At 73.3% G+C, this 25977-nt stretch carries 22 protein-coding genes; 17 read left to right on the top strand and 5 right to left on the bottom strand.

What is annotated here, in order from left to right; translation table 11 throughout:
* Positions 1-42: 42 nt before the first annotated feature.
* The 3 genes from ACSNN9_RS19710 to ACSNN9_RS19700 all read left to right on the top strand — a co-directional run bounded on the left by ACSNN9_RS19710 (position 43) and on the right by ACSNN9_RS19700 (position 1747).
* Positions 43-813, top strand: a complete 771-nt coding sequence (locus tag ACSNN9_RS19710) for an ROK family protein (protein ID WP_436674820.1) — start codon at positions 43-45, stop codon at positions 811-813.
* 96 nt (positions 814-909) lie between these two features.
* Positions 910-1278, top strand: a complete 369-nt coding sequence (locus tag ACSNN9_RS19705; protein ID WP_436674819.1) for a tetratricopeptide repeat protein — start codon at positions 910-912, stop codon at positions 1276-1278.
* Between the two features lie 214 nt (positions 1279-1492).
* Positions 1493-1747 (top strand): Smr/MutS family protein, encoded by a 255-nt coding sequence (locus tag ACSNN9_RS19700; protein WP_088987488.1) that lies wholly within the window; start codon positions 1493-1495, stop codon positions 1745-1747.
* 25 nt (positions 1748-1772) lie between these two features.
* Here the strand turns inward: ACSNN9_RS19700 and ACSNN9_RS19695 are convergent, their stop codons facing one another.
* Positions 1773-4448 (bottom strand): helix-turn-helix transcriptional regulator, encoded by a 2676-nt coding sequence (locus ACSNN9_RS19695; protein ID WP_436674818.1) that lies wholly within the window; start codon positions 4446-4448, stop codon positions 1773-1775.
* 95 nt (positions 4449-4543) lie between these two features.
* Between ACSNN9_RS19695 and ACSNN9_RS19690 the strand changes: the two genes are divergently transcribed.
* Positions 4544-4954, top strand: a complete 411-nt coding sequence (locus ACSNN9_RS19690) for a hypothetical protein (RefSeq protein WP_436674817.1) — start codon at positions 4544-4546, stop codon at positions 4952-4954.
* 92 nt (positions 4955-5046) lie between these two features.
* Here the strand turns inward: ACSNN9_RS19690 and ACSNN9_RS19685 are convergent, their stop codons facing one another.
* On the bottom strand, positions 5047-7422 hold the full coding sequence (locus tag ACSNN9_RS19685) for a M28 family peptidase (protein ID WP_436674816.1): 2376 nt from the start codon (positions 7420-7422) through the stop codon (positions 5047-5049).
* A gap of 306 nt (positions 7423-7728) precedes the next feature.
* Here ACSNN9_RS19685 and ACSNN9_RS19680 point away from each other — a divergent pair, with 306 nt between their 5' ends.
* The 7 genes from ACSNN9_RS19680 to ACSNN9_RS19650 all read left to right on the top strand — a co-directional run bounded on the left by ACSNN9_RS19680 (position 7729) and on the right by ACSNN9_RS19650 (position 16499).
* The gene (locus ACSNN9_RS19680; protein ID WP_357879577.1) at positions 7729-8907 is read left to right on the top strand and encodes a PP2C family protein-serine/threonine phosphatase; all 1179 of its coding nucleotides are present in this window, start codon (positions 7729-7731) and stop codon (positions 8905-8907) included.
* On the top strand, positions 8904-10643 hold the full coding sequence (locus ACSNN9_RS19675; protein WP_436674815.1) for a sensor histidine kinase: 1740 nt from the start codon (positions 8904-8906) through the stop codon (positions 10641-10643). Before ACSNN9_RS19680 ends, ACSNN9_RS19675 begins: the two co-directional genes overlap by 4 nt.
* Positions 10640-11092, top strand: coding sequence for a response regulator (locus ACSNN9_RS19670; protein WP_151456480.1), 453 nt, complete (start codon positions 10640-10642; stop codon positions 11090-11092). The genes ACSNN9_RS19675 and ACSNN9_RS19670 overlap by 4 nt, the downstream gene beginning before the upstream one ends.
* Positions 11085-11897 (top strand): inositol monophosphatase family protein, encoded by an 813-nt coding sequence (locus tag ACSNN9_RS19665; RefSeq protein WP_436674814.1) that lies wholly within the window; start codon positions 11085-11087, stop codon positions 11895-11897. The genes ACSNN9_RS19670 and ACSNN9_RS19665 overlap by 8 nt, the downstream gene beginning before the upstream one ends.
* A 194-nt stretch (positions 11898-12091) precedes the next feature.
* Positions 12092-13138: a coiled-coil domain-containing protein gene (locus ACSNN9_RS19660; protein ID WP_436674822.1), complete on the top strand. Its 1047-nt coding sequence runs from the start codon at positions 12092-12094 to the stop codon at positions 13136-13138.
* A gap of 36 nt (positions 13139-13174) precedes the next feature.
* The gene (locus ACSNN9_RS19655; RefSeq protein WP_436674813.1) at positions 13175-14728 is read left to right on the top strand and encodes a fused MFS/spermidine synthase; all 1554 of its coding nucleotides are present in this window, start codon (positions 13175-13177) and stop codon (positions 14726-14728) included.
* Positions 14729-14798: 70 nt separating this feature from the next.
* Positions 14799-16499, top strand: a complete 1701-nt coding sequence (locus ACSNN9_RS19650) for a serine/threonine-protein kinase (RefSeq protein ID WP_436674812.1) — start codon at positions 14799-14801, stop codon at positions 16497-16499.
* An 11-nt stretch (positions 16500-16510) separates the two neighbouring features.
* Here the strand turns inward: ACSNN9_RS19650 and ACSNN9_RS19645 are convergent, their stop codons facing one another.
* Together ACSNN9_RS19645 and ACSNN9_RS19640 are read right to left on the bottom strand one after the other, a co-directional pair.
* Positions 16511-17143 (bottom strand): potassium channel family protein, encoded by a 633-nt coding sequence (locus ACSNN9_RS19645; RefSeq protein WP_436674821.1) that lies wholly within the window; start codon positions 17141-17143, stop codon positions 16511-16513.
* Between the two features lie 28 nt (positions 17144-17171).
* Entirely contained in the window at positions 17172-18506 is a 1335-nt protein-coding gene (locus ACSNN9_RS19640; RefSeq protein ID WP_436674811.1) for a TrkH family potassium uptake protein, read from the bottom strand.
* 141 nt (positions 18507-18647) lie between these two features.
* Here ACSNN9_RS19640 and ACSNN9_RS19635 point away from each other — a divergent pair, with 141 nt between their 5' ends.
* Complete coding sequence (locus ACSNN9_RS19635; protein ID WP_436674810.1) at positions 18648-19772, top strand: glycerophosphodiester phosphodiesterase; 1125 nt, start codon at positions 18648-18650, stop codon at positions 19770-19772.
* Positions 19773-19987: 215 nt separating this feature from the next.
* Here ACSNN9_RS19635 and ACSNN9_RS19630 read toward each other — a convergent pair whose 3' ends face one another.
* Positions 19988-20677, bottom strand: a complete 690-nt coding sequence (locus tag ACSNN9_RS19630) for a hypothetical protein (RefSeq protein WP_436674809.1) — start codon at positions 20675-20677, stop codon at positions 19988-19990.
* Positions 20678-21000: 323 nt separating this feature from the next.
* On the opposite strand from ACSNN9_RS19630, the gene ACSNN9_RS19625 reads away from it, so the two are divergent.
* From ACSNN9_RS19625 to ACSNN9_RS19605, 5 genes are all read left to right on the top strand, one after another.
* Entirely contained in the window at positions 21001-22200 is a 1200-nt protein-coding gene (locus ACSNN9_RS19625; RefSeq protein WP_436674808.1) for a substrate-binding domain-containing protein, read from the top strand.
* A gap of 6 nt (positions 22201-22206) precedes the next feature.
* On the top strand, positions 22207-22950 hold the full coding sequence (locus ACSNN9_RS19620) for an ABC transporter ATP-binding protein (RefSeq protein WP_436674807.1): 744 nt from the start codon (positions 22207-22209) through the stop codon (positions 22948-22950).
* A 115-nt stretch (positions 22951-23065) separates the two neighbouring features.
* Entirely contained in the window at positions 23066-23833 is a 768-nt protein-coding gene (locus ACSNN9_RS19615; RefSeq protein ID WP_436674806.1) for an ABC transporter ATP-binding protein, read from the top strand.
* On the top strand, positions 23833-24723 hold the full coding sequence (locus ACSNN9_RS19610) for a branched-chain amino acid ABC transporter permease (RefSeq protein ID WP_358082965.1): 891 nt from the start codon (positions 23833-23835) through the stop codon (positions 24721-24723). Before ACSNN9_RS19615 ends, ACSNN9_RS19610 begins: the two co-directional genes overlap by 1 nt.
* Positions 24720-25847 carry a branched-chain amino acid ABC transporter permease gene (locus tag ACSNN9_RS19605; RefSeq protein WP_358082962.1) on the top strand — a complete coding sequence of 376 codons (1128 nt, stop codon included), beginning with the start codon at positions 24720-24722 and terminating at the stop codon, positions 25845-25847. The genes ACSNN9_RS19610 and ACSNN9_RS19605 overlap by 4 nt, the downstream gene beginning before the upstream one ends.
* The last annotated feature ends 130 nt before the right edge of the window (positions 25848-25977 follow it).

Genomic DNA, 25977 nt, shown 5'->3' with positions numbered 1-25977 from the left:
CCCGTGCCCCGCGCCCCGGTAGGCGCGCGGCACACTGCTCGGGTGGTGACCACTCTGGCGATCGACTGCGGCGGCGGCGGGATCAAGGCATCCGTGCTGGACGAGGCGGGCACGATGCGCGCCCGGCCGCTGCGGGTGCCCACCCCGTACCCCCTGCCGCCGGCGCTCTTCGTGAAGACGCTGCTGGACCTGGGCGGCCGGCTGCCCACGGCGGACCGGCTCACCGTCGGCCTGCCGGGCATGATCCGGCACGGGGTGGTGGTCGCCACCCCGCACTACGTGACCCGCTCCGGCCCCCGCTCGAAGGTCGACCCCGGCCTGGTCGCGCAGTGGACCGGGTACGACGCCCGGACCGCCCTCGCCGAGGCGTTCGGGGTGCCGGCGCTGGTGCTCAACGACGCCGAGGTGCATGGCGCCGGGGTGGTCGCCGGGACCGGCTGCGAGCTGGTGCTGACCCTCGGCACCGGGCTCGGCAGCGCGCTCTTCGACGGCGGGGTGCTCGCCCCGCACCTGGAGCTGTCCCACGCCCCGGTGCGCTGGAACACCACCTACGACACCTACGTGGGGGAGCCGGAGCGGCGCCGGCTCGGGGACGCGTTCTGGTCCCGCCGGATCCGGCAGGTCGTGGACGGGCTGCGCCCGGTGTTCCGCTGGGACCGGCTCTACCTGGGCGGGGGCAACTCCCGGCTGATCCGCCCCGAGCAGCTCGCCCGGATGGGCGACGACGTGGTGGTGGTGCCCAACACCGCCGGCATCGTCGGCGGCGTCCGCGCCTGGGAGCTGGCCGCCGGCCGGCACGGCGCCTCCACCTGACCCCCGCCCGCGCGGTTGCCCGCCGGGAACAGTCGCGGTACGGCGGATGTTGTGCCAGCGTCGGGACAGTGGCGCGACACGAGGGGGGTGGGTCGGATGGACCTTCTGGCCGAGTACCGGCGGGCGACCATGTTCTTCGAGGCCGGTGACCCGACCGGGGCGGCCCGGCTGCTCGAACCGATCGTGGAGGCCGAGCCCGACAACGCCTCGGTGCGGCAACTGCTCGCCCGGGCCTACTTCCAGTCGGCCCAGCTCAACCGGGCCGAGGCGCAGCTGCGGGAGCTGATCGACCGGGACCCCGCCGACCACTACGCCCACCACGTGCTGGGCCGCACGCTGGAGCGGCTCAACCGGCACGCCGACGCGCTGCGGCACCTGCGCATCGCGGCGGCCATGCACAGCGGCAACGACGACTACCGCGCCGCCCTGGACCGGGTGCAGACCCGCGTCGAGGGCAACCGCTGACAGAGCGGGCGCACCGGGCGGGCAGCTCTGCCGAGCTGTCCGCCCGCGTCCTCATCACGGAACACGCAACGCCAAGCGCCGGGGTGATCAGGACGCCATGGACCATGGATCTGCCGGGTAACGCCCATGCCGTCCTGATCACCGGGCATCGCGGTGGGCGCCGCGGGGCGCCTACCATCGGCGTCATGGGACGTGAGCTGCCGGCGGGTGCGCGATGAAGCTGAAGCTGGACCTGCACGACATCTTCAACAAGGGCCAGGACATCGACCGGGCGCTGCGCGGGATCATGGACGAGGCGGTGGCGAAGAAGGCCACCCTCGTCGAGATCATCCCCGGCAAGGGCTCCGGCCAGCTCAAGAAGCGGGTGCTGCGCTTCCTCGACCAGAAGGACGTCAAGCAGCTCTACCACCGGGTCGAGAAGGACTCGAAGAACTTCGGCCGCCTCTTCGTGCACTTCCGCTGGAAGTAGGAGCCCCGACTTCGGGCGGCCGCCGCTACGGAGACGGGGCGATTGCGGCCAGTTGGGCCCGGGAGGTGACCCCCAGCTTGGGGAACGCCTTGTAGAGGTGGTAGCCGACCGTGCGTGGGCTGAGGAAGAGCTGAGCGGCGATGTCGCGGTTGGAGGCGCCGTTCGCCGCCAGCCGGACGACCTGGCGTTCCTGCGGGGTGAGCACGCTGAGTGGGTCGCCGGACCTGCGCGGGGCCGCCGGCACGTCTCCCGTGGCGCGCAGCTCCGCGCGGGCGCGCTCGGCCCACAGCTCCGCACCGAGGCGATCGAACGTCTCCAGTGCACCCCGCAGTTGCGCGCGGGCGTCCGCCCGCCGCCGCGCCCGTCGTAGCCACTCGCCGTACGCGAGCTGCGTCCTCGCCTGCTCGTACGGCTGGACGCCCTGCTCGTGGAGGCGTACGGCATCCGCGAAGTGCGCTTCGTCCTCCTCGACGAGGGCACGGCAGCGCAGGGCGACGGCGTCCGACGACGGCTGCCGGACGTGCCGCGCCCAGGTCAGGTAGCGGTCGAGCGGCTCCTTCGCCCGCTCGGGCCGGCCGCTGCGGATGGCCGCCTCGACCTGGTCCGCGGCCGAGATGGCACCGACGCCCGTCGACGGGATGGTCGACAGCTGCTCAAGGGCGGCGACCGGCCGGCCCAGGCCGAGTTCGACCAGCCCGAGTGCCCAGCGCCCGATGGCCGCCGCGAGGACCAGCCCGTGGTGGTCTGCCTTCGCGAGGCCCTCTTCGGCCTTCGCCCGGCACCCCTGCGCATCCCCCTGATGGGCGAGCACCCACGCCAGGGAACAGGTGAGGTGGCCGACCCCGTGCTCGTGACCCAGCTCCGTCGCCAGCCGCAGCCCCGCGCTCAGGGTCGCCCTGGCCTCGTCGTACCGGCAGAGCAGCCCCTGGGCGAAGCCGTGTTCCCGCAGCGCGATGGCGAGCCACCCGATCATCCCGCTCCGCTGGCAGTCCGCCACGACGCCTTCGGTGATCTCCTCGTACCGGCTGACACGGCCCAGCGGGAGGCACAGAGCGGAAATGAAGGTCAGTCCGGGTACCGCCAGCCCGGTGAGCGCGGGTACGTCGACCGCTTCGCCCATGAGCCTGACTCCACCGCCGACGTCGCCGTTCAAGAGTCGGGCCAGCCCGAGCGCCCCGCCGACCAGCGGCGAATCGATCCCAGGGAGCGCGCGGAGGCTCGCCGCGGCCTCCTCCGCCAGCTGGCTGTCACCGGCGAACCAGGCGCAGCGGATGGCCTCCACCAGCAGCCAGGTGGCCCGGTCGGTGGACCCGGCCGCCACGCGGGGGGCGCCGTCCAGGATGAGCCTGCCCGCCGCGAGCGGTGTGCCCAGCTCGAATTCGCGATGGGCGCGTACCTGGATCAGCGCGGCGATCATGTCGGGGTCGTCCGCATCCGGCGTGGCGCTGTCGGCCAGCGCGGCGGTACGACCCATCAGGCCTGCGTCACTCGCTGCCAGCGCGGCGTTGGCCAGCCGGCCGGACCGTCGCACCGGATCGACGGTGAGCTCGGCGGCCCGCTCGTAGGCGTCGGCCACCGCGACGTGTCCGCCGCGGGTGCGTGCCCGTTCCGCCGCTTCCTCCAACTCCCGTGCCACGTCCTCGTCGGGACCGAGCGCGGCGGCGGCCAGGTGCCACGCCCGCCGGTCGGCCGCGTCCGGGGCTGGCGAGCGCGTCAGGGCGTCCGCGAGGGCCCGGTGTACGGCGAGGCGCCGGGTGACCGGCGCGCCCTGGTAGGCGGCAGCCCTGATCAGGGGGTGGCGGAAACCGACGGTCCTTCCCCTGACCTCGATCAGCCGCCGCCGCTCGGCCGTTTCCAGACCGTCGAGGGATGCACCCGCCCCTACCAGCGTCTCGAGCTCGCCGGAGCCCTCCGCCGCCGCGATCAGCAGCGCGGTCCGCGCGACCTCGGGAAGCGCGGCGATCTGTGCCTGGAATGCCTCCTGGACCCGGTCGGCGACGGGCATCGCGCCCACCGGTGACAGCCGTCCCGCCCGCTGTTCGGCGTCGAGCGCGGCGGGCAGTTCGATGAGCGCCAGGGGGTTGCCGTCCGACTCCTCGATGAGGCGCTCCCGCACCTGTGGGGGAAGGTCGGCCGGGAGCAGCGCGGCGGCGGCCGCGCTGTCGAGTCCGCCGAGCCGGAGTTCGGGCAGCCCCGCGGCCTGGAAACCCGAGCGGGCGGCGAAGATCATGACAACGCCTTCGACCTCCAGGCGACGTGCGGCGAACACCAGCGCGTCGACGGACGCCTGGTCGAACCACTGTGCGTCGTCGACGAGGCAGAGCAGCGCGCCGTCCCCGGCGAGTTCGGCGAGCAGGCTCAGCGTGGCCAGCCCCACCAGGAACCGGCTCTCTGGAGCGACGTCGCCCAACCCCAGGGCGCCGTTGAGCGCGCTGGCCTGCGCGTCGGGCAGTACGTGGATCCGGTCCAGTCCGGCGCGCAGCAGCAGGTGGAGTGCGGCGTAGGGCAGCGTGGCCTCGGACTCGACACCGACGCCGCGCAGCACTCGCATGCCCTCTGCTCGCCCGGCGGCGTGGTCGAGGAGCGCGGACTTGCCGATCCCCGCCGGACCCCGGACGACCAGGGCCCCGCTCCGGCCGGCCCGGGCCGCCGCGAGGAGCCGTTCGATCTCCGCCTGTTCCCCGGCTCGTCCGTGCAGCACGTCAGGAACCTACCGTCACGATGACTGATTCGGCCGGGAGCGGACCTGCATAGCGTCGTGGTGACAGAACGTCAGGACCACGAAGGGACATTCCGATGGCCACCATCGCGAGCACCGTGCAGACCGTCGCCGACGCCAAGCTGCTCCGCTTCGCCCTCAAGCAGGATGCCATGGGCTCCGGCGCCAACGGCCTCGTCTATGTCGCCGCCGCGGTGATCTTCGGCGAGATGTTCGGCCTTCCCGCCGCCTTCCTCTACCCGGTCGGTGCCTTCCTGGTCGTCTTCGCCGCGGCCCTGTTCCTCCTCGCCTCGCGGGCGACGGTCAGCACGGCCGCCGTGGTCGTCGTGATGGCGGTCAACATCGCCTGGGTGGCCGCGAGCGTGGAGTTGCTCGTCGCGGGTTGGTTCCCGTTGACCGGCCTCGGCACCGCGCTGGTGATCGCACAGGCGGTCGTGGTCGCCGGCTTCACGGCTCTGCAGTTCGCCGGTCTTCGCAAGACCGGTTGACCGATCCGCTGGGGCATCCGACAGCGACTGACACCGCCGCATCGGGTTCGCCCGCCGGTGGCCGTTTCGGCGGACGGCCACCGGCGGGCGCGTCAGAGCGGATAGGTGCGGGCCACGGCCAGCATCTCGGAGCTGTGCGAGCCCACGATCCCGACGTCGGGCGGGCGTGGCCGGAAGCCGGGCAGGGCGTCCAGGCCGTCGCTGGCGTCCATCGCGCGCAACGCCACCTGCCCCGCCTTCGGCGCGACGGTCAGCGTCACCTCGACGCCCTCCGGCGGCGGGGCGTGGAAGACCAGGCCGAAGCCCCAGCGGCCCTCCCCGGGCTCCACCGGCACCGCGCGGCCGGCCACCTCCGCCCGCAGCACCGTCGCCGTCGCCGCGTCCACGTGCAGGGTGGTCAGGCGGACCTGGCGCTGGGGGACCAGCCGCAGGCGCAGGGTGCGCTCGGGGCCGGCGGTGGCGTCGGCGAGCACCTCCAGCTTCGGGGCGGGCAGGTTGGCCGCCTGCGCCGGGCCGGCGCGCAGCTCGGCGTCGCCCAGGCCGGGGAAGTCGGCGACCTCGGTCACCCCGTCGACGTAGCCGTCGGTCCAGGGCTGCGGGTCCTCCTCGTGGCTGAGCCAGCGAGCCTGCCCGGTGCCGGCGTCGAGGGCGTACATCAGATGGGTGGGCGCGGGGTGCGCGGCGTCGAAGCGGTCGACGGCGAACCCGACCCCGGCGAGGACCACGGCCGCCAGCGTGGCGGCGACGGCCGGCAGCGCGCCGAGCCGGCGCGCGCGCAGGGCGACCAGCCCGCGCTGCCCACCGGCCTGCGGATGCAGCAGGTCGACCACCGGCAGCGCGGCCAGGCCGAGCAGCACCGCGACCAGGGCCGCGACCCCGGCCATCGCCATGCCGAGCGCCGGGAAGAGCAGGACGACGGTGGGCAGCAGGACCACCACGGCCACCGCCGCGGCCAGGGTCGACGCGACCACGGGCCACGGACCGTCGATCCGCGTGCGCAGCGCGACCAGCCCGGCCAGCGCGCCGACGAGGGCCGGCAGGGTGACCAGGTACGCCCCGCCGGGCACCAGCACGGCGAGCAGCACGCCGAGCACGGCCAGCCAACCCAGCCCGCCGACGGCGAGGGCGGCGGGGCCGATCCGGCGGCGGACGAGCGCGTACCAGGTGAACAGGACGGCGGCGGCGAGCGCCACCACGGCCAGCCGGTACCAGGTCGGCCGGTACGGGTCGAGCAGCTCGGCGTAGCCGGGCCGCAGCGCGCCGACCGCCGCCCAGAGCAGCTGCGCGCCGAGCGGGGCGAGCACGAGCGGCAGCAGCGCCAGCCCGAACCCGGCGGCGAGGCGGCCCCCGGTGGCGCGGCCCCGCCGCCGGGCGAGCCAGCCGAGGGCCACCACGGCGGCGAGCGCCAGCAGCGCCAGCGGCAGGACCAGCCAGCCGGGGTAGCGGACCAGCCCGCCCGGGACCGGGAAGTAGGTGGCGTCGTGCCCGGAGTCCAACGCGGTCAGGTCGACCCGGCCGAACTCACGGGCGAGGCCGAGGGCGTTGTCGCCGTGGTGCTGGAGGCTGGCCCGGTCCATGGCGGCGGGGGTGTCCAACGGGGTGTGGTAGATCGCCCCGCCGTCGATGTACGCCGAGTTCAGCCCGACGAAGTCGTTGTCGAGGAACGCGGTGAAGTCGGTGTCGTTGGGCAGCGCGCGGTAGATCTCGACGGCGAACGAGGTGCCCACGGGGTGCGGCGCGGCCCGGCCGAAGGCGTCCACCAGGGCGGCGTTGTCCCGCGACGTCTCGAACATGATCACCGGGCCGGTGGAGCCGCGGGCCTCCAGGTTGAGCACCACGCCGCCGTCGGCGGCCAGCGGGTGGCTGGACGCGAACGCCGCCGCCCCGCACAGGCACGCCTCCTCGGCGTCGGTGAGCACGAAGACGATGTCGTTGCGCGGCCGGGGGCCGGCGGCCAGCGCGCGGGCCACCTCCAGGATGGCCGAGGTGCCGGCGGCGTCGTCGTTGCCGCCCGGCCCGGACTGCACCGAGTCGTAGTGCGCGACGAGGAAGACCTTCCCGGTGGGGGCGGTGCCGGGCAGCCGGGCCACCACGTTGCGCACCCGGGCCAGGGTGGCCCCGCCGGCCGCCCCGCTGAGCTGGCCGGCCTCGGGCGCGACGGTGTCCTGCACCTCGGTCTCCAGGCCGAGGCCACGCAGCACCCCCTCGAGGTGCGCGCGGACCTGGTCGTTCGCCGGGCTGCCCGCCACGTGCGTCCGCGCGGCGACGACCTCGACGTGCTCGTACGCCCGGGCGGCGCTGAACTCGCCCGGCGGCGCGTCGGCCGGGCGCGGCGCGGGGGTGCGCAGGTCGAGCAGGGTGCCGGCGCCGACGGCGACGAGCGCGGCGAGCGCCGCCGCGGCGGCGGCCGACCGGCGACGGGGCCGGGCCAGCGCCCGGTCGGCGGGGCGGGTGGGGGGTGCGCCCACGGGGTCTCCTCGGAACGGGTCTCAGGTGGGCATCATCCTGCACCCCGGCGGCCGTCAGCGGGACTCCCGACGACGGCGGGAGAGCGCACACGTCCGCTTTGCCCCTCGCCGCGTAGTGATCCGACCCATGCCCGCGCATACGGAGCCCGTCGTGTTGTGTGCGAACGTTGTCTAATACAGGATCAGCAGGGCACTCGGAAGGAGCCCGACATCACCAGCGATCTCCCGCGTCTCGCGGCGGTGACCCGGCCGTACCGGGGGACCGGCCTGGCCGGTTCCTCCGTCGTGCCGTATCCGCACGGCGGCATGGGACGTCATCCCAACCTGCCCCCCGGCGAGCGGCTGCGGGTGCTGCTGGTCGAGGACGACGAGGGCGACGCCTTCCTGGTCGGTGAGCTGCTCGCCGAGACCAACTCGATGATCGACCTGCTGGTGGCGACCAGCCTCAGCGAGGCGCGGCAGCGCGTGATGGGCGTCGACTGCGTCCTGCTCGACCTGGGCCTGCCCGACGCGCAGGGCCTCGACGGGCTGCGTCAGGTGCTGGAGATGGCCAGCGGCGCCGCCGTCTGCGTGCTGACCGGCCGCTCCGACGAGCACCTCGGCATCGTCGCGGTCGCCGAGGGCGCCCAGGACTACCTGGTCAAGGGCCAGGTCGACGGGGTGCTGCTGACCCGCGCGCTGCGCTACGCGGTGGAGCGCAAGCGGGCCGACGAGAACGCCCGGCGGCTGCGCGAGGTCGAGCTGCGCCAGGCCGAGTCCGCCCGCCTCGAACGGGGCCTGCTGCCCCAGCCGCTGATGACCACCGACGAGGTCGCGGTGCACACCTTCTACCGGCCCGGCCGGCACGCCGCCCTGATCGGCGGCGACTTCTACGACGTGGTGCAGACCCGACCCGACCGGCTCGACCTGATCGTCGGCGACGTCTGCGGGCACGGCGTGGACGAGGCGGCCCTCGGCGTCGAGCTCCGGGTCGCCTGGCGCGCGCTGATCCTCGCCGGCGTGCCCGACGACGAGGTGCTTCCGGCGCTGGAACAGGTGCTGATGAGCGAGCGCCGGCTCCAGGAGATCTTCGCGACCGTCGCCACCGTGCGGCTGGACCTCGACGCCAACCGGGCCACCGTCCGGCTGGCCGGGCATCCGCCGCCGCTGCTGCTCGCCGGGGGCAAGGTGGTGCCGGTTCCGGCACCCGGCGGCCTGCTGCTCGGCGTACGACCCCGCCGGCCCGTGGCCTACGACCTGGAGTTCGACACCGATGACTGGTCCCTGTTGATGTACACCGACGGCCTGATCGAGGGCCGGATCGGCGAGGGCGACGAGCGCCTCGACGTGCCCGGCCTCAGCGGACTGCTCGCCGACCCGGCGACCCTCGCCGTACCGCTGGCCGAGCTGCCGGCCTGGCTGGTCGGGCGCGCCGAGCAGATCAACGGTGGTCCGCTCGCCGACGACGTCGCCATGCTGCTGGTCAGCCGGGGCGGTGGCCGGTGACGGGCATCCGCGAGTGGACCCTGCGTCAACGGGTCGTCGCGCTGCTCACCGTCGTCGCCTTCCTGCTGATCGGGCTGGCGGGTGGCGCGGTGGCCGTGGCGGCGAAGAACCGCACGCACATCGACGCGATCCTGAACAAGACCGGCCCGCTGCGGGTGCAGGCGCAGGAGCTGCTGAACGCGCTGCTGGACCAGGAGACGGCGGTGCGCGGCTACGCGGTCAGCGGCAGCCCGGCCGACCTGGCGCCGTACGACGCCGGGCGGAAGCGCGAGCAGGACCTGGTCGCCTCGATGCAGCGGCTCGTCGCCGACTACCCGGAGCTGCGGCAGGAGATCCGGGTGGTCGAGGAGCGGGCCGAGGCGTGGCGCCAGGCGGTGGCGGTGCCGGTGGTCACCACGACGCAGCAGAACGGCACCGCCGCGGGACAGGCGCTCATCACGGACCAGGCCCGGGAACAGTTCGACGACGTCCGTGCCGCGCTCGACCACCTCCAGCAGGAGATCTTCGAGGCCCGGCAGCGCAGCGCCGAGGACGTCCGGCGGACCAGCAACCTGCTGGTCGTCCTGCTGATCGCCGCCGTCGCGGTGGTGATCATCGCTGGCAGCATGCTGCTGGTCTCCCTGGACCGGATGGTGATCCGTCCGCTGACCGGGCTCGCCGACCAGGTCCGCGAGGTGGCCGAGGGCGACTACCAGCACGGCATCGCCGGCGACGGTCCACCCGAGTTCCTCCGGCTCGCCGAGGACGTGGACGCGATGCGGCGCAAGATCGCCAAGGACCTGGCCGAGGTACGGGAGGCCCGGGAGCGGATCGAGTGGGTCAACGGCCAGCTCCAGAAGCAGGCCGAGGAACTCACCCGCTCCAACCGTGACCTGGAGCAGTTCGCGTACGTCGCCTCGCACGACCTCCAGGAGCCGTTGCGCAAGGTGGCCAGCTTCTGCCAGCTCCTCCAGCGCCGTTACGCCGGACAGCTGGACGAGCGGGCCGACCAGTACATCGCGTTCGCGGTCGACGGCGCGCAGCGGATGCAGCGCCTGATCAACGACCTGCTCGCCTTCTCCCGGATCGGCCGGCTCACCACCGGCTTCACCGAGGTCGACATGAACAAGGTCATGGGCGACGTGGCGGGTCAGACCGAGGCGGCCCGGCAGTACGCCGACGCGGAGCTGACCTGGGACGAGCTGCCGGTCATCCGTGGCGAGGAGCCGTTGCTGACCAACCTGCTGGCCAACCTGGTCAGCAACTCGGTCAAGTTCCGCCGCCCCGACGTGCCCCCGAAGGTGCACGTCTCGGCCCGCCTCGTGGGCGACGAGTGGGAGATCAGCTGCCAGGACAACGGCATCGGGATCGAGCCGGAGTTCGCCGACAAGATCTTCGTCATCTTCCAGCGGCTGCACGCCAAGGACGCGTACCCGGGCACCGGCATCGGGCTGGCGATCGTCAAGAAGATCGTGGAATACCACGGCGGCCGGGTCTGGGTGGACACCGACACCGAGGAGGGCACGGCGATCCGCTTCACCCTCCCGGCGCTCCCCGAGGACGTCGAGGCGGCGGCCGCGTCGGCGGAGGAGCCGGCGGCCGGGGAGGCCGTGACCGGCGACGGCGACGGGACCACCGCGGAGGACGGGACGGGCGGCACCCCGGAGCAGGGCGCCGACGGGACGGAGACCACGGACGGGCCCGACCGGGCGCCGGAAGGCGGTAGAACGGGTGACATGAGGGAGACGGTGGGATGACCGCGCCGGCGGACGGCAAGAGCCCGATCGAGGTCCTGCTGGTCGAGGACGATCCGGGTGACGTGTTGATGACCCAGGAGGCGTTCGAGGAGCACAAGCTCCGCAACCGGCTGACCGTCGTCTCCGACGGCGCCGAGGCGCTCGCCTACCTGCGGCGGGAGGGCCAGTACGCCGACGTGGTGCAGCCGGACCTGATCCTGCTCGACCTGAACCTGCCCCGCCGCGACGGGCGGGAGGTGCTGGAGGAGATCAAGTCCGACGAGCAGCTCTGCCGGATCCCGGTCGTGGTGCTGACGACCTCCCAGGCCGACGAGGACATCCTGCGCAGCTACCAGCTGCACGCCAACGCGTACGTGACCAAGCCGGTGGACTTCGAGCGCTTCATCTCGGTGGTCCGGCAGATCGACGAGTTCTTCGTCAGCGTGGTCAAGCTGCCGCCGCGTGGCTGACACATTGCTCGACGACGTCGGTGGTCTGCTGCGCGAGACCGCCGACCAGGTCGTGCTCCCGCTGTTCCGCAAGCTCGACGACGCCGACATCAGCGAGAAGGCGCCGGGTGATCTCGTCACCGTCGCGGATCGCCGCGCCGAGGAGGTGATCTCGGCGACGCTGCGCCGGTTGCGCCCCGGCTCGGTGGTGGTCGGCGAGGAGGCGGTCGCCGACGACCCGGCCCTGCTGAGCCACCTGCACGGCTCCGGCGACGTCTGGCTCGTCGACCCGGTCGACGGCACCTCGAACTTCGCCGCCGGCCGGCAGCCCTTCGCGCTGATGGTGGCGCTGCTGACCGACGGGGAGCCGGCCGCCGCCTGGGTGCTCGACCCGCTCGCCGGGACGCTGGCCGTCGCACGGGCCGGCGAGGGGACCTGGCTCGACGGCCGACCGGTGCGGACCGACGAGGGCGCGCCGGAACTCGACGCGCTGCGCGGCGCCGCGATGTCCCGCTTCCTGCCGCCGGCGTCGAGGGCGCGGGTCGAGGCGGGCGGCGAGCGGCTCGGCGAACTGCTCCCCGGCCAGCACTGCGCCGGCCGGGAATACCTGGACGTGCTCACCGGCGACCAGCAGTTCGTGCTCTTCTGGAGCACTCTGCCGTGGGACCACGCCCCGGGCACCCTGCTGGTCCGGGGGGCGGGCGGGGTCGCCCGGCGCTTCGACGGCACCGACTACCGCCCGGCGGACGAGGGCCACGGCCTCCTGGTCGCCGCCAGCGAGCGGGTCTGGGTGGAGGTACGCGAGGCGTTGCTCGGCGGTCCGTGACGTCGCCGCGACACTGCGTGGATGTTCGACTGTCGGGGTGTTCGCGGGCCTGGTCCGCCGTGCTCCGTCCGGTATCCTGACCGCCGGTCTTCGCCAGCAGGCCGCCGACCGGCGCCCGGCGGGGGCCGCCGCCGCGCCACGTGTTGTCATCCGGGGCCGGCGGCCGACGGAAGGATGCTCTCGTGCGCAGGACCATGCCCGTCGGGCGTCAGGGCCGCCGCCCGCTGATCGCCCTGCCGGCCGGGCGGCGTGCCCGCCGCCCGCTGATCGCCCTGCTCGTCGCCGTGGCGCTGCTCTTCGGCGGCGGCGGTGCCGTGCCGGCGTACGCGGAGCCCAACGAGGGGGGCACCAAGAAGCTGCGGGACGCCCTGGAGGCCACCGCCAAGGCGCACATCGAGGCCAAGGGGAAGCTGGACAACTCCAAGGCCCGGCAGAAGCAGCTGACCGGGCAGCTGGGCGCAGTGGAGGCCCGGCTGGTCGAGCTGACCGCGCAGGTCGGTGAGGTGGCCGCCCAGTCCTACCGGCTGGGCCGGCTGACGCCCACGTCGATGCTGCTCAACAGCGCCTCGCCGGAGATGTTCCTGGAGCGGGCGGCCAGCCTCGACCTGATGGCCCAGCGCGACGGCAGGCGGCTGCGCAGCCTGACCGAGGCGCGCGAGCAGGCGCGGCAGGCCAAGATCGGCATCGACACCGAGGTCCGGGAGCAGCAGAAGCAGCTCGCGGTGATGGCGAAGAAGAAGAAGGAGGCCGAGGCGGCGCTCGCGGCGGTCAGCTCGGGCAGCAGCGGCGGCTTCAGCGGCGCCAGCTCCTCCTCGGCGAGGCCGGCCCCCCGCAACTCGGACGGCTCCTGGCCGTCGGAGTCCTGCTCGGTGAACGACCCGACCACCTCCGGCTGCATCACCCCGCGCACGCTCAACGCCCTCAAGCAGACCCAGGCCGCCGGCTACAAGCGGCACGTCTCCTGCTTCCGCAGCGGCGGCTCCGGCGAGCACCCCAAGGGCCGGGCCTGCGACTTCTCGGCCGCCACGGGCGGGTTCGAGGACAAGACCGCCACCGGCGGGGACAAGGCGTACGGGGACAGCCTCGCCGCCTGGCACGTGCGCAACGCCAGCCGGCTCGGCGTGCTCTACGTGATCTGGTACCGGCAGATCTGGCACCCCGGCACCGGCTGGCGGGCGTACGGCGGCAGCGGCAGCCCCGCCGCCGACCACACGAACCATGTTCATCTCTCGATGTACTGACCCGCCGGCCCAGTTTTCCTGCGTACCATCGCGCGGGTGAGCTCCGCATCCTCCGACGTCACGGTCCCGCCGGCCCGGCCGGCTGCGACGTCCGCCCTGGCCCTGCCCAACGGCCTCGCCGCGTTCCTGGTCTTCTTCTCCAGCGGCGCCGTCCTGGTGCTGGAGACCGTCGCGCTGCGGCTGGTCGGGCCGTACGTCGGGGTGACCCTCCAGGTGACCAGTTCGGTCATCGGCATCGCACTGGCCGCGATCGCCTACGGGGCGTGGACGGGCGGCTGGCTGGCCGACCGGCGCAACCCGCGGGCCCTGCTGGCCCCGGCGCTGGTGCTGGCCGGCATCGCCACCGCGGTCACCCTGCCCGTCGTCCGGTACGCCGGTGAGGTGCTGCGCGGCGGGGCGGCCTCGGCCATCCTGCTGCTCGTCGCGCTCGCCGTCTTCGTGCCGGCGGCCCTGCTCGCCGCGGTCACCCCGCTGGTGGTCAAGCTCCAGCTCGCCGACCTGAGGCGCACCGGGCAGGTGGTCGGCCGGCTCTCCGGCATCGGCACGCTGGGCGGGATCACGGCCACCCTGGGCACCGGGTTCGTGCTGGTGGCCGCGCTGCCCAGCACGGTCATCCTGTTCGCCCTGGCGGCCTCGCTCGGGCTCACCGGGCTGGGCCTCGGGGTGTGGCTGCGCCGCCAGGACGCCGCGGGGCTGCCCGGCCCCGCCCGCGCCAGGGCCGCCCTGGCGGTGCTCGGCCTCGTCGGCGCCGGGCTGACCACGGTCGCCCCGAACCCCTGCGACATCGAGACCGCCTACCACTGCGCCAGCGTGGAGGCCGACCCCGGCCGCGACTCCGGCCGCACCCTGCTGCTCAACTCGGCCCAGCACTCGTACGTGGACCTCGCCGACCCCACCCACCTGGAGTACGCGTACACCCGGTGGATCGGGGCGGTGGCCGACGTGGTCGCCCCGAAGGGGCAGCGGCTCGACGCGCTGCACCTGGGCGGCGGCGGGTTCACGGTGCCCCGCTACCTGACCGCCACCCGTCCGGGCACGGACAACGTCGTGTTCGAGATCGACGGCGGGCTGGTGGAGCTGGGCGAGCGTCAGCTCGGCGTACGCCAGGGGCCGGACCTGCGGGCGGTGGTGGGTGACGCCCGGATGCTGGTCGCGGGGGAGGCCACCGACAGCCGCGACCTCGTGGTCGGCGACGCGTTCGGGCACCTGGTGGTGCCCTGGCACCTCGCCACCCGGGAGATGGCCGCCGAGGTCCGCCGGGTGACCCGCCCGGGCGGCGTCTACGTGCAGAACGTCATCGACTACCCGCCGCTGCGCTTCATCCGCAGCGAGCTGGCCACCGTCGCCGCCGAGTTCCGGCACGTCGCGCTGATCGCCCCGGCGGCGGCGCTCGCCGGGCGGGAGGGTTCGAACTTCCTCATCGTCGCCTCCGACGCCCCGCTGCCGCTGGCGGCGACCCGCGCCCGGCTGGCCGAGCTGCGCGAGGACGTCAACCTGCTGGCGGGCGCCGACCTGGCCGCGTTCGTCGGCGAGGCGCTGGTGCTGACCGACGACTACGCGCCCGTGGACCAGCTCCTCGCCACCGCCTGATCGGGTGAATCGCTGACCGATTCCGACCGTCGAGGTGTAGCCGGGACGCTCCCGGGCAACTACGACCCTCATGGGTGGAGCGAACCGGGACGGCGCACAACTGCTGGGTGAGCGGTACCGGCTGATCGAGCAGCTCGGGGCGGGCGGGATGTCCGTCGTCTGGCGCGGCTACGACGAGGTGCTCGGCCGGCAGGTGGCGGTCAAGGTGCTCGCGTCGCGCCTGGCCGCCGACCGCGCGTTCCGGCACCGCATCCGGATCGAGGCGCAGGCCGCCGCCCGGCTGTGCCACCCCAACATCACCAACGTCTACGACTACGGCGAGTCCGAGCAGGTCGGCCTCACCGTGCCGTACGTCGTCATGGAGCTGGTCGACGGCGAGTCGCTGACCGGCCGGCTGCGCCGGGGCAGCCTGCCCTGGCGGGAGGCGGTGACGATCGGCGCGGAGGTCACCTCGGCGCTGGCCACCGCTCACGCCCGGGGCGTGGTGCACCGCGACGTCACCCCGGGCAACGTCATGCTGACCGCCACCGGCGTGAAGGTGGTCGACTTCGGCATCTCCGCCCTGGTCGGGGAGAAGGAGAAGGGGCCGGACGGCGCCCTGCTCGGCACGCCCGCGTACCTCGCCCCGGAGCGGCTCGACAACGGTCAGGTCTCCCCGGCCACCGACGTGTACGCGGTCGGCCTGCTGCTCTACCGGATGCTCACCGGCCAGCTGCCCTGGCAGGCGAGCACCACCACCCAGATGCTGCGCGCGCACATGTACAACGACCCGGCGCCGATGCCGCCGGTGCCGGGGCTGCCCGACGAGGTGCGTGACCTGGTGGGCCGCTGCCTGGCCAAGCGCCCCGGGGACCGCCCCGCCACCGCCGAGGTCGCGCGGACGCTCGCCGAGGCCGCCGGCATGATCGCCGCGGTGCCGGTCTCCCCGGCGGCGGGGCCCGTGGACGAGGCCGCACTGGCCGCCGCCGGCACCACGATCCTGCCCTGGTCCGCCGCGACCGACGCGCTGCCGTTCTCGCGTACGCGCAACCGGCGCGCGGCGACCCGGCGTCGGCGGATCGAGGCGGGGGTGGCCGCCGCGGGGCTGGTGGCGGTGACCGCGGGGCTGTGGGGCTTCACCTCCCGCAGCCCGGCCAGCGGCGGCATCGACCAGCCGACGGAGGCGCGGATGGGCGCGGAGGCGCCGCCGTCCTGCCGGGTCGCGTACACGCTGCACAAGGACTCCGGCAAGGACTTCGCCGCCGAGCTGACGCTGACCAACACCGGCAGGCGGGAGCTGCGCGACTGGCGGCTGAGCTTCACCTTCCCGGGCCAGCAGACGGTGACGAAGGCGACGCCCGTCGCGGTGCGCCAGCAGGGGCAGACGGTGCTCGTGGAGCCCGCCCCGGAGCGCGCCGCACTGGCCTCCGGCGCGTCGGAGAAGCTGACCCTGACCGGCCGCCACACCGGCGTCAACCCGCTGCCGCTGGAGTTCCGCCTCGGCGACGAGACCTGCGCGGCGCAGGTCGCCGGGGTGGCCGGCGCGGCGCCCGCCGTCGCCCCCACGAAGGCGCCCGCCACCAAGGCGCCCGCCACCAAGGCGCCCGCCGCCAGGACCCCGGCGAAGAAGGCCGGCACATCCGCCGGCAGTTCGGGCGGCAGCTCCGGCGGGTCGAAGGCCAAGTCCGACAACTCCGGCAAGGGCAAGGGGTCGGGTGGTGGAAAAAAAGTAAGCCAGGAAAGGGAAAGGGACGAGGACGGTGACGACGGTGACGACGGTGACGACGACTGAGCCCGCCGGGGTCAGCTGAGCTCGGCGAACCGTTGCACCTGTTCGATGTCCCCCTCGACGATCAGCATGCTGCCCGGGGCGATCACGGTGGCGTCCGTGGCGTACCGGAAGCGCTCCCCGGGCAGCTTGACGCCCACCACCCGTACCGCGTGGCGCTCGGTGGGCGTCAGCTCCGCGAGCGGCCGGCCGACCATCGACTCCGGGGTGCACACCTTGGCGATGGCGAAGTCGTCGCCGAACTCGATGAAGTCGAGCATCCTGCTGACGATGAGGTGGGCCACCCGCTCGCCGGTCTCCGCCTCGGGAAAGATCACGTGGTGCGCGCCGACCGAGTCCAGGATCTTGGCGTGCTTCGTCGAGGTGGCCCGGGCCCAGATCTGCGGTACGCCCAGCTCGGCCAGCGCCAGCACCGTCAGCACGCTCGCCTCCAACGAGGCGCCGATGGCGACCACCGCCCGGCCGAAGTCCGCGACGCCGAGCTGACGCAGCGACCCCTCCTCGGTGGCGTCGGCCTGCACGACGCGGTCGAGCCGCGCCGACCACCGCTGCACCTGGTCCGCGTTGCGGTCGATGGCCAGCACCTCGTGATTCAGCGCGGTCAGCGCGCCGGACAGGTGGCACCCGAACCGGCCCAGTCCGATCACCACGACGCTGCCCTCGTCCGTCTTCTTCCTAGCCGACAATGGGTTGCTCCTCCGCGTAGCGGTACAGCCGCCGGCGGGTGTTCAGGGCGAGCGCCGACCCGAGGGTCAGCGGCCCGATCCGGCCGACGAACATGAGGATGATCAGGGCGAGCTGCCCGTTCTCCGGCAGCGACGCGGCGACCCCGACGCTGAGACCGGTGGTGGTGAGCGCCGAGGTCACCTCGAACAGCGCCGCGTAGAAGGGCAACCCCTCGGTGAGGAAGATCAGCAGCACCGTGCCGCAGGCCACCAGGGCGACGCTGAGCAGGGCGACGGTGATGGCCTGCCGTTGGCTGGCGGTGGCCACCCGGCGGTGCCCGACCGTCACGTCCGGCTCTCCCCGCAGTTCCGCCCACATGACGAAGGCGAGCAGGAAGAAGGTGGTCACCTTGATCCCGCCGGCCGTGCTGGCGCTGCCGCCGCCGATGAACATCAGCGCGATGACCAGGGGATAGCTCTCCTCCTCCAGGCCGTCCACGTCGACGACGTTGAAGCCGCCGGTGCGGATGAACGCGTTCTGGGCGAACGCCACCAGGAGCTTGTCCGGCCACGCGTAGATGCCCAGGGTGCGCGGGTTGGCCCACTCGATGACCAGCAGACCGGAAAAGCCCACCACCAGCAGCGTCAGGCTGCCCCAGACGGTCAGCTTGGTGGCGATCGCCCACCGGGTCGGCTGCCGCCACTCCCGGACCGCCTCGAACAGCGCCGGGAAGCCGAGCCCGCCGACGATGGTGCCGATCGAGAGTGGCAGGGTCACCCAGGCGTCGGTGGAGAAGGCGATCAGGCTGTCGGTGTAGAGGGCGAATCCGCCGTTGTTGAAGGCCTGGACGGCGTGGAAGACGCTGCCCCAGAGGGCCCGGCCGAACGGGTAGTCGTAGGTGATCCACAGCCGGGCGGTCAGGACCGCGGTGATGGCCGCCTCGCAGACCAGCGCGAGGCCGGCGATGCGCAGCAGCAGCCGGCGTACGTCGCCGATGCCGAACTCGGTCGTCTCGGCCTGCACCAGCAGCCGGCTGCGCAGCCCCAGCCGCCGGGCCACCACGAGGATCACCAGGGTCGCGCCGGTCACGATGCCGAGGCCGCCGACCTGGGTCAGCACGGTGATCATCACGAGCCCGAACTCGTTCCAGTAGTTCGGGGTGTCCACCACCGCCATCCCGGTCACCGAGACCGCCGAGGTGGCGGTGAACAGGGCGGTCAGGAACGGGGTGTGCCGGTGCTCGCTGGTGGCCCAGGGCAGCATCAGCAGCACGGTGCCGACCAGGATCGTCACCAGGAAGCCGAGCGGCACGAGCCGTACGGGGTGACGAAGAAGCCGGCGCACCAGACAATCTTCCTTTTCCGCCGGGATTCCGGTGTGGAAACCCGCATCCCGAGGGTTCACCCGCCGGCCAGGCGCCGACCAACTCGCCGTCAGTCCGGGCCTGTCTGCTGAGGTGGATCCCTCGACGACAAGGAGAAGGCGTTGCGACGTACCCTTTCCGCCCTCGGTGTGGCCGGCGCCCTGCTCGCGGCGGCCGTGGCCGTGCCGACGGTGACCGCCTCGGCCGCCCCGGCGCCCGCCGCCGAGCGGGCCCGGGCGACGGACCGACCCCTCGTGATCGCCCACCGGGGCGCCAGTGGCTACCGGCCCGAGCACACCCTGGAGGCCTACCGGCTGGCGATCCGGCAGGGCGCGGACTACATCGAGCCGGACCTGGTCGCCACCCGCGACGGCGTGCTGGTCGCGCGGCACGAGAACGAGATCAGCGGTACGACCGACGTGGCAGCCCGCCCCGAGTTCGCCGCGCGCAGGGCCACGAAGAACATCGACGGCGTCGCGGTCACCGGCTGGTTCACCGAGGACTTCACCCTGACCGAGCTGCGGACGCTGCGGGCCAAGGAGCGGCTGCCCCAGGTGCGCGTCGCCAACACCGCCTTCGACGGCCGGTTCCAGGTGCCCACCCTCCAGGAGGTCGTAGACCTGGCCCGGGCCGAGGGGCGGGCACGGGGCCGGACCATCGGCGTCTACCCGGAGACCAAGCACCCGACCTACTTCGCGTCCATCGGGCTGTCGCTGGAGGAGCCGCTGGTCGAGGTGCTTCGGCGCAACGGGCTGACCCACCGGCACTCACCGGTGATCATCCAGTCGTTCGAGACGGCCAACCTCCGCAAGCTGGACCGGATGATCGACGTCAAGCTCGCGCAGCTCCTCGACGCCACGGGCCGCCCGTACGACTTCACCGTCGCCGGCGACGCCCGTACCTACCAGGACCTGGCGAAGCCGGCCGGCCTGAAGTGGATCGCCTCGTACGCCGACGGGGTCGGGGCGCACAAGAACCTGATCGTCCCGCGCGACGCCGCCGGCAAGCTGCTCGCCCCGACCTCCCTGGTCCAGGACGCGCACCGCGAGCGGCTGATCGTGCACGCCTGGACGTTCCGGGCGGAGAACCAGTTCCTGCCGACCGACCTGCGGATCGGCACCGACCCGAACGCCCGCGGCGACATCCAGGCCGAGTACGAGCTGTTCCTCGGCCTCGGCCTGGACGGCGTCTTCACCGACCACCCGGACACCGCCGTCGCCGCCCGGGAGGGTCTCGCCCGGCGCTGACCCTCCCGCCGCCCCTCGCCGGCCCGTCGCCCCTTGTTCCGGGGGTGGCGGGCCGGTGCCGCTCCCTGATCGCCGCCTGCCCGCCTCGCGCCTGTCGTAGGCGATTCGGCGGGGACGGGCGGATACGCGGACGAGGTCGGGGGCGGCTCCCTGAGGAACCGCCCCCGTCACCCGAGTCGCTCGCACGACGCCGTCGCCGACGTCTGGCCGACGGGTCAGCCGGTGGTGTTCCGCCTGCGGTGCGTGACGAGGAAGAAGGCCCCGAGGGCGACCGCGACCAGGCCGAGCGCGGTGATCGGGAGCAGGCTGCCGGTGCCCGAGACGCCGGTGATGGGCAGCTCGCTCCTGGTCGGCGAAGCCGTCGGGCTGGCCGTGGGGCTGCCGGTCGGGCTGGCCGTGGGGCTGGCCGTCGGGCTGCCGGTCGGGCTGGCCGTCGGGCTGGGGCTCGCCGCGCAGGCGTGCGTGAGCGTGAACTGCAACCCGGGCTCCGGCTCGCCGGTGACCACGGCGGTGGCGCTGACGAGCGTCCATCCCTCGGGCACGATCACCCAGGCCTTGCTGGTGCCCTGCCGCACGATCGCGCTGTCGTCGGCGTCGGGGATCGTGATCGTGGCGGTGCCGTCGTCCGGGATGTCGAACGTGGCGGTCACGGAGACGAAGTCACGCTCGACGTCGGGGAGGTTGAAGACAAAGACGTCGCGGTCCTCGTACGGCCCTCCGCCCAGCTCCGGGTCGCACATCTGCGGGGCCTCGGCCGCCGTGGTCGGCACGTTGCCCGGGTTGATGCTGATCGTCGTCGTACCCGGCTGCGGTTGCGGTTGCGCCTGGGCGGTCCCGGCGGCGCCGAGGAGCATCGCGCCGGCCGCCGCCCCCACGGCGACCAGCCGAACGAGTTGAACTCTCACTTTCGTCCCCCATGCGAGTTTCATACGGTTGATGGGCTTTCCGATCGAGGCTAAGCCACCTATTCCCGCCCAATTGTCCCTTTTGCGATATTCGGAAGGCTCATCCGTTGCGGTGTCCGGGCCCGACACATGAGGGGATTCGTCGATGGCGGGGGACGCCACCGGCATCCCCCGCTCCCCGCGCCGCGTGTCGACCGCTGGTACGGGTGACCACCCCACCCCTGTTACTTGTGTGTTTCGACCACATAGCCCGTGGGTGACGTCACTTCTAGCGTGAGCCGTCATATGAGTTCCCTACCTCCGAGTCCTCACGTGGAGTCGCAATGACGGTCCGGACGACGCGGCGGGTGTTCCTCTCCGCCGCCACGATGATGGCTGCGGCGCTCGCCGCCACGGCCTGTGGCAGCCCGCAGGACACCGCCTCCGGTGGCGGCGACAGCGCCGCCCCGGTGAAGGTTGGCCTGGTCTACTCCCAGTCGGGAGCCCTCGCCAGCTACGGCAAGCAGTACATCGAGGGCTTCAGGGCCGGCCTCGACTTCGCCACCAAGGGCACCAACAAGGTGGGCGACCGCGCCGTCGAGGTCACCGAGGTCGACGACGCGGGCGACCCGGCCAAGGCGGTCTCCGCCGCCAAGGACCTGATCGGCAAGGGCAACAAGATCATCGCAGGCTCGACCGCCTCCGGTGTGGCCCTCCAGGTCGCCCCGATCGCCGCGCAGAACAAGGTCCTCTTCATCTCCGGGCCCGCCGCCACCGACGCGGTGACCGGCGCGAACAAGTACACGTTCCGGTCCGGGCGGCAGTCGTACCAGGACGTGGTCACCGCCAAGTCGTTCATCGGCGACCCGGCCGGCAAGAAGGTCGTGGTGTTCGCCCAGGACGGCGCCTTCGGCGACGCTAACGAGGCGGCCGTGAAGGCCGTCATCGGCGGCGCGGGCGCGGCCGTTAGCAGCGTCCGGGCGCCGGCCAGCGCCACCGAGTTCACCCCGTTCGCCAGCCAGATCAAGTCCGCCAAGCCGGACCTGCTCTTCGTCGCCTGGGCCGGCACCACCGCCCCCGCCATGTGGCAGACGCTCGACCAGCAGGGCGTGCTCTCCTCCACCACCGTCGTCACCGGCCTGGACATCCGCGCCTCGTGGCCGACGTTCGGCGCCGCCGGCAGCAAGATCTCCTTCCTGTCGCACTACTTCGACGGGGCCTCCGACAACGAGGCGGTGAAGGCGCTGAAGGCCAAGGTCGGCACCGTCGACCTGTTCCACCCGGACGGCTTCGCCGCCGCCCAGATGGTGGTCCGCGCCATCTCCGAGGGCGGCGACGACGTCGAAAAGATGATCAAGGCGCTGGAGGGCTGGAGCTTCGACGGGGTCAAGGGCAAGATGACCATCCGCGCCGAGGACCACGCGCTGCTCCAGCCGATGTTCCAGGCCAAGCTGACCGGCAGCGGCACCGCGTTCACGGCCACCGCCCAGAAGGCGCTGACCGGGGACGAGTCCGCGCCGCCGGCCGTGGCGATGAAGGGCTGACACCGGATGCTCGCCACCCGCGGTCTGACCTGGCGGATCGGTGAGGTCGCCATCGTCGACAGCGTCTACCTCGACCTGGCGCCCGGGGAGTTCCTCGGCGTCATCGGGCCCAACGGCGCCGGCAAGACCTCACTGTTCAACCTGATCACCGGCGTACGCCGGGCCACGGAAGGTCGGATCACCCTCGACGGGGCGGACATCGGCTCCCTCCCGCCGCACAAGCGGGCCCGTCTCGGCCTCGGCCGTACCTTCCAGGCATCCTCGGTCTTCGGTTCGCTCAGCGTGCGGGAAAACGTCCGGCTCGCCGTGCAGGCGCACCGCGGGGGCTCGATGAAGCTGTGGCGGCGGGCGGCGGCCGACCGGGAGGTCGCCGTCGCCGCCGACGCGGCGCTCGACCGGGTCGGTCTCGCCCACCGGGGTACGGCGCTCGCCGGCACCCTCGCCCACGGCGAGAAGCGGAAGCTGGAGATCGCCCTGCTGCTCGCCGGGGAGCCCAGGGTCATGCTGCTCGACGAGCCGATGGCCGGGGTCAGCGCGGAGGACGTGCCCGAGCTGGTCTCGGTGATCCGCTCGCTCACCGGCGACAGCGGCCGGTCGGTGCTGATGGTCGAGCACCACATGGACGTCATCCTGGAGCTGGCCGACCGGATCGCCGTGATGCACCACGGCGCGCTGCTGGCCTGCGACACCCCGGAGACGGTGATGGCCAACCCCACCGTGCAAGAGGCCTACCTGGGGGAGGCTCTGTGAGCGCGAGGAATGAGCCGGGTTTGCGAGTCCCGCAGTCGCGAACGAAGGGCGGCTCTGTGAGCGCGAGGAATGAGCCGGGTTTGCGAGTCCCGCAGTCGCGAACGAAGGGCGGCTCATGATGGAACCCATTCTCAGCGTGGAGAACCTGTCGGTCCGGATCGCCGGGCTGCACATCCTCCAGGGAGTGTCCTTCACGGTCGCCCCGACCGGCGTCACCGTCCTGCTCGGGCGCAACGGCGTGGGCAAGACGACCACGCTGCGCGCGATCGTCGGCCTCACCCCGCCCGCCGGCGAGGTGCGGGGCGCCGTCCGGATGGGCGCGCAGAGCCTGCTGGCCCGGCCGACCCACCGGCTGGTCCGCGGCGGGCTGGGCTACGTGCCGGAGGACCGGTGCGTCTTCGCCGGGCTCACCGTCGCGGAGAACCTCCGGCTCGCCGAGCGGCGGGGCAGCGCCCCGGCGTACGACAAGGTCTATGCGCTCTTCCCGGAGCTGGACCGGCGCGGACGGCAACGGGCCGGCTCGCTCTCCGGCGGGCAGCAGCAGATGCTCGCGATCGGCCGGGTGCTGCTCAACGACAACCGGCTGCTGCTGGTCGACGAGCCGACCAAGGGCCTCGCGCCGAAGGTGGTGACCGAGGTGGCCGAGGTGCTGGAGCGGGTCGCCGAATCCGTGCCGGTGCTGCTGGTCGAGCAGAACCTGGCCGTGGTCCGGCGGCTCGCCCGGGACGCGGTCGTGCTGGCCGCCGGCCAGGTCGCCTGGACCGGCGACGCGCAGGAACTGCTGCTGGAGACCGCCCTGACCAAGTCGCTGCTGGGCGTGGGCTCGGCGGAGGGACATCACCCCGCCGGTACGCCGGCCGGCGCGCGGAAGGACCAGCACTGATGGACACCGTCATCCTGTTGACGCTGACCGGGCTCGGCCTGGCGGCGCTCTACTTCCTGGTCGCCAGCGGGTTGTCCCTGGTCTTCGGCCTCGCCGACGTGCTCAACTTCGCGCACGGCGTCTTCCTCGGCGTCGGCGCGTACGGGACGTGGTGGGCGGCGGGCAACCTGCCCGGCGCCGGGTCGGACGGCTTCGGCTTCGTGGTCTCGGTCGCCTTCGGGGTGGCCGCCGGCACGCTGGTGGCGGTGCTGGTCGAGCTGGTGCTGATCCGACCGCTCTACTCCCGCACCATCGAGCAGGTGCTCGTCACCGTCGGGCTCTCGCTGGCCGGCGTGGCGTTGCTCCAGGCGACCTGGGGCGCGGACGCCCGGCCGTTCCCGCGCCCCGAGTGGACCCGGCAGGTCACGCCGATCCTCGGCGCCAACGTGCCCAACGGCGGCCTGCTGCTGATCATCGCCGCGGTGCTGGTGCTCGGCGCGATCCTGGCCTTCCTGCGCTGGACCCGCTACGGCCTGGTGATCCGGGCCGGCGTGGAGAACCGGGAGATGGTCACCGCGCTCGGCATCGACGTGCGCAAGGCGTTCACCCTGGTCTTCGCCATCGGCGGGGCGGCGGCGGCGCTGGCCGGCGCGCTCGGCGGCGTCTACTTCGGCACCGTCTCGCCCGGCCAGGGCGGCTCGCTGCTGATCTTCGCGTTCATCGTCGTGGTCATTGGCGGGATGGGCTCGGTCGTCGGGTCCGCGTACGCGGCCGTCGCCGTCGGCCTGACCCAACAGTTCGTCAACTACTACGGCACCTCCGGGCTGGGCGACATCTGCGTGGTCGCGCTGCTGGCCGTGGTGCTGCTGCTGCGCCCGCAGGGCATCGCCGGAAAGGTGGCAACGGCATGACCGAGGTCAAGAGCCCCGAGGTTCCGGCGCCGCCCGCTGCGGTGCCCGACGAGCTGACGCCGGGGCGCCGACGGTGGCACGGGCTGCGCCCGTACCTGCCGCTGGTCGCGCTGGTGGTCGCGCTGATCCTGCCCTACTCCACGCTGCACCTGCCGGGCGTCTTCGAGGGGGCGCTGAACTCCCCGGGCACCCTGCAACTGCTCGCCGTCTGCCTGGTCTTCGGCGGCCTGGCCGCCGGGTACGACCTGCTCTTCGGGCGGACCGGCATGCTCTCCTTCGGGCACGCCCTCTACTTCGCCGCCGGCGTCTACGGCACCGACGTCCTCGTCACCAAGGCGGGGCTGCCGCTGTGGCAGGCCGCGCTGCTCGCCATCACCGGCGGGACGATCCTCGCCGCGCTGCTCGGCGCGGTGGCGCTGCGTACCGTCGGCATCGCCTTCGCCATGGTGACGCTCGCCTTCGCCCAGGTCGGGGCGATCCTGGTGGCCCGCGACTTCGGCGGGCTGACCGGCGGCGAGGAGGGGCTGCCGCTGGACGTGTCCGGGCTGCCCGAGGGGCTGGTCGGGGTCACCAACACCGTCAACCTCTACTGGCTGGCGCTGGCGTACCTGGTCGTGGTGGTCTTCGTGGTGCACCGGGTCTCCGGCTCGCCGACCGGGCGGGTGCTCGCCGGCCTGCGCGACGACGAGCGGCGGATCGGGGTGCTGGGGCTCGACCCGTACCGGTTCAAGCTGGTGGCGTTCACCCTGGCCGGCGGCCTGGCGGCGGCGGGGGGCGTGGTCTACGTCCTGATCGTCGGCGGCGCCTCGCCGCACATCACCTCCTCCGAGTGGACCCTGGCGCTGCTGGTCATGGTGGTGCTCGGCGGGCCGGGCACCCGGTGGGGCCCGGTGATCGGCGGGATCCTCTACATGTACCTGGACCACCGGCTGGTCGCGTTCGGCACGTCCGACGCGGTGGAGGCCCTGCCGGCGTTCCTGAGCAACCCGCTGTCCCAGCCGCTCTTCGTGCTCGGCACGGTCTTCATCCTGGCCGTCTACTTCTTCCCCGGCGGCCTGGCCAGCCTCGCCCCGCGCCTGGCGCTCCTGCGGCACTCCCTGCGCGCCCCGTCCCGCCGCCCCTGACGGCGCGGGCCCCGGCCCCGCCGATGACGGAGCTGCCGCCTGCCCGGCGACGGCTTCGCATCGGCGGGGCCAGCGCGTTGAACGGGAGCGACGGTCCGTACGCGGCGGGGGGGGGGGGGGGGGGGGGGCG

The sequence above is a fragment of the Micromonospora sp. URMC 107 genome (genome assembly GCF_051386315.1).
Taxonomy (GTDB): domain Bacteria; phylum Actinomycetota; class Actinomycetes; order Mycobacteriales; family Micromonosporaceae; genus Micromonospora.
The sequence above is the reverse complement of the archived record's forward strand: the minus strand, read 5'-3'. Positions and strand labels throughout refer to the sequence as shown.